This window comes from Micromonospora endophytica, from assembly GCF_003236305.1.
GTDB classification, from domain to species: domain Bacteria; phylum Actinomycetota; class Actinomycetes; order Mycobacteriales; family Micromonosporaceae; genus Micromonospora; species Micromonospora endophytica.
Genome location: NZ_POTX01000446.1, coordinates 1 through 1,968 on the forward strand (window position 1 = coordinate 1; position 1,968 = coordinate 1,968).

At 73.7% G+C, this 1,968-nt stretch carries 1 pseudogene; it reads left to right on the forward strand.

The window, feature by feature from the left end:
- Positions 1-459: 459 nt before the first annotated feature.
- Positions 460-1,968 (forward strand): annotated as a pseudogene (locus C1I93_RS32855) (MinD/ParA family ATP-binding protein); the annotation flags it as partial.

The following is a 1,968-nucleotide window of genomic DNA, read 5'->3' on the forward strand; positions in this document are numbered from 1 at the left end:
CCGGCCAACACCTGGCAGACAGCTCCCGCCGTTCCCGGCGGGGAGGTGGACAGGCCGAGCGCAACGGGATGGGAGCCGCCGCCGGGCGGACCCCGGAGGGAAACCGCCCGGGTCGACCTGGACCAGCCCTTCACCCTCGACCAGCCGACCTCGCTCGCCGCGCCCCGGGAGGTCACGCCGCCCGGCCCGGCCCCAGTCGCGCCCGATCACACCGGGCCGGGCGTCGCCGGTGAGGTGGCGGACGCCCCGGCCGACTCGGCTGTCGACGATCCGCAGCGGAGCGGTCAGGCACCGCCGGTCGCCCGCCCGCAGGCCACGTCACCGTGGGCGCAGCCACCGCAGCGTCCCGCCCCCGAGGCCGCCGCCCCGGTACCGACCGGCGAGGCGTCCGCCGGTGCGCCTCCGCCCGCCTGGGCCGCACCGGTCCCGCCACTCCCGCCGGTCGCCCCGCACCTGCCGGGCCCGCCGATCCCCCGACAGACCAGCCCGCACCCGCCGGTTCCGCCACACCCCAACCCGACGCCGATACCGCACCACGATCCAGCGACCGCGCCGATACCGCACCACGATCCGGTGCCCACGCCGCTGTCCCAGCACGATCCGATGGCCGTGCCGCAGCACGACCCGGTGCCCGCGCCGTCGCCGCACGAGGGTGCGGTGCCGCCGGCACCGGTGGTGGGGCCGGCGGAGAACGGGCCACCCGTAGCGCCGTACACCGGGTCGGTGGCGGCACCGACCGAACCGCCGTACGCGTCGTCGCCGCCCGGCCCGTTCCCGCCACAGCCGGCCTGGAATCCGCCGCCCTGGCAGCAGCATGGGGCACCACCACCGCTGGCCCACCCGCTGCCGCACCAGGCGTACCAGCCGGCCGAGACCGCGTCCCGGGTGCCACCGGCCTACGCGGAGCAGGACTGGAACCCGGACCTGGGCGGCGCGCCGACCGCCGAGGATTTCGCCCGCCGCCGGCAGGTACGCCCGGCCGACCCGGTGGCCACGATGGGCGTCCGCGCCGTGGTCAACAAGACCGGTCTGGTGAAGCTCCCGCCGGGACGGCACGAGCTGGAACTCAAGCGGGACATCGAGACGGTACGCCGCAACTTCGGCGGGCTACGACAGGTGACAGTGGTCAACCCGAAGGGCGGCGCGGGCAAGACCGTCGCCATCCTGCTGCTCGCGATGACGTTCGGCCAGAAACGCGGCGGGTACGTGCTGGCCTGGGACAACAACGAGACTCAGGGCACCCTCGGCATGCGGGCCCAGCAGGACTTCCACTCGCGTACGGTGCGGGACCTGCTGCGCGACCTGGGTCAGTTCCACGGCGCGCACGGGCGGGTCGGCGACCTGTCGCAGTACGTCCGCTCCCAGGGCGAGGGGATGTTCGACGTCCTCGCCTCCGACGAGTCGGCCACCGGCGGCGAGATGCTCACCGCCGCCGCCTTCGGCGAGATTCGTGAGGTGGTCAGCCGGTTCTACAAGCTGATCTTCGTGGACACCGGGAACAACGTCCGCGCGCAGAACTGGCAGGCCGCGATGGACGCCACCGACCAGCTGTTGGTCACCATGTCGGCGCGTAACGACTCGGCCGAGACCGCCGCCCGGATGCTGGACCACCTGGAGCAGAGTGGGCGGCAACGGCTGGTCCGGCAGGCGGTCACGGTGGTCTCCATGCCGCCGTCCCGCAAGGAGATCGACCTGCCCGCGATCGAGGAGCACTTCGCCGCGCGGACCAGGGCGGTGCTGCTGGCCCCGTACGAGCGGCTGATCGACACCGGGGAGCCGATCCGGTACGCCCAGCTCTCCGCAGCGACCCGGGACGCCTGGCTCAAGATCGCCGCCGCAGTAGCCGAAGGGCGCGTCGCGGTCGGTCAACGACGAGACCGTCTGGTTCAACGCCCGCGAGCCGATCGCGCAGACCTTCACCGCCGGCACCCTCGACTTCGTCGTGGTGACCAACCACTTCAAGTCCAA